We start from the raw sequence: 4,121 nt of genomic DNA on the forward strand, positions 1-4,121 counted from the left end.
GGGATCCTCAATTCCAGATCCTAACAAGAGAAGGTAGTGTTATTCTGTGGGGTGATGCAGGAAATGGAGGAACGGACGACGCGCGAACCGTCAAGAAGTTGCAATGGCTTGAAGAATACTATCGCGAGCACGGCTCCTTTGCGGGGCTGGACGGTCCGCTGTCCCCCTATGCGGCTTCGAAAAAGGCGGCCGAGACACTGGCCTTTACCTATCACTACCTGCACAAACTGGACGTCACGGTGCTGCGGTATTTCACGGTTTACGGCCCAGCAGGCCGGCCCGACATGAGTATCTTCCGCTTCATCCGTCAGATCGCGGAAGACGAGCCGATCATCGTGTACGGAGACGGCACCCAGAAACGGGACTTCACCTATGTGGACGACATTGCCGCTGGCACGATTGCCGCGCTTCGTCCCCTGGGCTACGAGATCATCAACCTGGGCGGCGACCGCTCCGTGGAGCTAAACCATGTGATTGGCCTCATTTCGGAAAAACTGGGGAAACGGGCCACAATCGAGCGTCGCCCGCCCCATCCCGCCGATGTCCCCGCCACGTGGGCGGATATTCACAAGGCGAAAGAACTCCTGGGCTGGTCGCCAACGGTGCCCATTGAAGAAGGCATTGCGCGATGCGTCGATTGGTATCTCGCGCACCGCGACACGATGCGGAGCATCAATCTGGGGGACTGAAGCACGATACGGGACGACGTGTCCGACACGGCACCTTTCCGGGAGATGACATACCCCCGGCCTATTTGACCACGAAATTGACCAGTCGCCCAGGAACGACAATCGTCTTGACGACCTCTTTCCCTTCCAGCAAAGAGGCGATCCGCGGCTCCGCTCGGGCAAGCTTCGCAAGGGTTTCCCGGTCGGTGTCCGGCGGGACGACGATCCGTCCGCGAAGTTTGCCGTTGATCTGTATCGGCACTTCGATCTGGCGTTCGCGAACGAGTTCCGGATCGTATTCCGGCCAGGGTTCGTAGGCCAATGTTTGATTGTGTCCCAGAAGCTGCCACAATTCTTCGCAAATATGCGGCGCGAATGGGGAGAGCAGCAATACGAAGGTCTCCATCGCCTTTTTCGGCCGCACTTCCTGCTTGAGGAAGAAGTTGACAAATTCCATCATGCGGGCGATGGCGGTGTTGAACTCCATGCGTTCCACGTCCTCGGTCACCGCTTTGATCGTGCGGTGGAGTACGCGGTTTTGTTCTTCGGTGGGCTCTGCATCCTGGACAGCCGGGTTGAGCCGAGCCTCTTCCGCCCGCTCATCCACAATCATCCGCCACACACGGTCGAGGAAGCCCCGCACACCGTGAACGCCCTCCATGCTCCATGGTTTTGTGGACTCGAGCGGGCCCATGAACATTTCATACAGCCGCAGGGAATCGGCTCCGTACTCGCGGACAATATCGTCGGGATTGACCACATTGCCCCGGCTCTTGGACATCTTATACGCCCGGGCATCCACGCGAATGGCAGGATTCTCCTTGAGGACGAACACGTCTCCCCGCTTTTCCACCTGGTCTGCACGGAGTTTGATCGGCCGCACGGGCTTGCGGGTGGTTTTCTCCACAAATCGCATTTCGCCGATTTCTTCGATATCGTCCTCGCTCACCCACGCCCCCGATTCGTCCTGGTAGCCCGTGTACTCCATCTCGCCGAGGATCATCCCCTGATTGACGAGCTTTTGGAAAGGCTCCGGCGTGCTCACTAGGCCCCGATCATAGAGCACCTTGTGCCAGAATCGCGCATAAAGCAGATGGAGGACGGCATGCTCCGCACCGCCCACATAGAGATCCACCGGCATCCAGGCCTTTTCCAGTTCGGGATCCACCAGGGCGCGATCATTTTTGGGATCGATAAAGCGGAGATAGTACCAGCACGACCCCGCCCATTGCGGCATGGTGTTCGTTTCGCGCTTGTAGCGTTTTCCGTCGCGGGTGACGTAAAGCCATTCTGGCGGTGCCTTTTCGAGGGGGGGCTCGGGCGTCTCATGCTTGGCATCGAACGGCATGTCAGCGGGCAGATCGAGCGGCAGTTCCTCGGGGGAGAGCGGTCGCACGCGCCCCGTCGGTCGCCCCTGCTCATCGAGTTCGTGAAGGATCGGAAATGGTTCTCCCCAGAAGTGCTGGCGGCTGAAAATCCAGTCCCGCAGCCGATAATTGACAGCCTCCCGACCCAGGCCGCGACGTGCCAGGTCCTCGGTGATTTTTTTCTTGAACTCGGCCGTGGACAGGCCGTCGTACGGTCCGGAATTGATGGCCACACCGTCTTCCACAAACGCCACCTTCCCGGCCAGTACATCCTCCCGTGAGACACCCGGCCGGTCGCCAGGATCGACCACGGGAATGATGGGCAGGTTGTATTGTTTGGCGAATTCGAAGTCGCGAGTGTCGTGGGCCGGCACCGCCATGATCGCTCCCGTTCCGTAGGTGGCCAGCACATAATCGGCGATCCAGATGGGAATCAGTTCGCCATTGACCGGGTTGATGGCATACGATCCCGTAAAAACCCCGGTCTTTTCTTTAGACAGCTCGGTGCGATCCAGATCGCTTTTGCGGGCGGCCTGTTCCCGGTATGCTTCGACGGCCTCGCGATACTCGGGAAGGGTGAGTCGCTCCACAAAGGGATGCTCGGGAGCGATCACCATGTAAGTCGCTCCAAACAGAGTATCAGGCCGCGTGGTGAATATCCGCAGGCAGGATTCGTCGGGCTTTTTGGGAAAACCAGCCAGTTCCCGATCGCGGCACCATCCTTCATATTCCCGCCGGGAAGGAATGCCCGGTTTCTGCCAGAACGTCCCGATGAAGAAGTCCACCTCCGCTCCGACGCTCCGGCCGATCCAGTTCCTCTGAAGCGTCTTGATGCTCTCCGGCCAATCGAGAAGATCGAGGTCCTTTTCCAGGCGGTCGGCATACGCCGTTATCCGCAGCATCCACTGCCGTAGCGGGATGCGGATCACCGGATGACCGCCGCGTTCGCTGACTCCTCCCACCACCTCTTCATTGGCCAGTACCGTGCCCAGCGCAGGACACCAGTTCACCGGGGCTTCCAATTGATAGGCGAGACGGTGTTCGTCGCGGTACCGCTCGATAGCATCCTCCCCCTGGGCGGCAATTTCGTCCGGGATGGGGAGTTCACTGATCGGTCGTCCCCGCTGCTGTTCGGGGTCGTACCAGGTGTCGTACAGAATCAAAAAGATGTACTGCGTCCAGCGGAAATAATCGGGATCCGTTGTGGCGAACTCCCGATCCCAATCGTAACTGAAGCCGATCATCTTGAGCTGCCGGCGGAAGTTCGCGATATTGCGATACGTGGCCGTTCGAGGATGCTCCCCGGTCCGTTTCGCATGCTGTTCCGCGGGCAGTCCAAAGGCATCCCAGCCCATCGGATGGAGCACGCACTTGCCCTTCATTCGAGCATAACGGGCCATGATGTCTGTGGCCGTGTAACCTTCGGGATGCCCGACGTGAAGTCCTTCGCCACTGGGATAAGGGAACATGTCCAGCACGTAGTATTTCGGCCCGGTGGGAAGCCGCGGGCAGGCGAACGTCTTATTTTCTTCCCAATAGCGTTGCCATTTGGGCTCGATGATCGACGGGTTATAACGTGGCATAGGGCAGTCCCTCGCGTCATCCAGTGGGGAAAGTTTTTTTGACGGACTGACTTCTGTGGCCGGCCGACTTAATCATCCAGCACCAGACCCCAAAGTCGGCAACCGAACCCCCTCTCATTGGGGATTCGTCGGAACAAAATCCAGAATTGTCGCTGTTTTAGATTAAAGTTCGCTGGAAATGCGTCAGAAATGTGGATTCTAACGAGTGAGGGCGCCGGGGGTAAAGGGACGGTTCAACCGACGGCCCGGCAGATTGGCCGACAGAGATCGGAGCAGCCTTCCCGCATTCCTCCGGGCGTTCACTTTGGCCCTTTGGATTTCGGAACTGGTCTCGACGTGTCGGAAGCAAATCGGTACTCTTAGGAAGTGATTTTTGGTCAGGAGCGACCGTCAACAGTACTTCAAGGAGGAAGATCATGTTGAAAAGGCACTGGCTTTGGCTGGGAGTGGGACTCGTCCTTGTCAGCGGCATCCTTGTCTATCAACTGGCTGCCCAACAGGTG

Annotated in this window: 2 protein-coding genes; one reads left to right on the forward strand and one right to left on the reverse strand. The window is 58.4% G+C overall.

Going from position 1 to position 4,121, the window contains the following annotated elements; all coding sequences use genetic code 11:
- Positions 1–689 (forward strand): NAD-dependent epimerase/dehydratase family protein (locus tag H5U08_RS11685; RefSeq protein WP_297033204.1); only part of this gene is annotated, 689 nt, incomplete at its 5' end.
- Between the two features lie 61 nt (positions 690–750).
- Here the strand turns inward: H5U08_RS11685 and leuS are convergent.
- Positions 751–3,618 (reverse strand): leucine--tRNA ligase, encoded by a 2,868-nt coding sequence (gene leuS, locus H5U08_RS11690; RefSeq protein WP_297033206.1) that lies wholly within the window; start codon positions 3,616–3,618, stop codon positions 751–753.
- Between the last annotated feature and the right edge of the window lie 503 nt (positions 3,619–4,121).

The organism is Thermogutta sp. (assembly GCF_014359955.1).
Lineage (GTDB): Bacteria > Planctomycetota > Planctomycetia > Pirellulales > Thermoguttaceae > Thermogutta.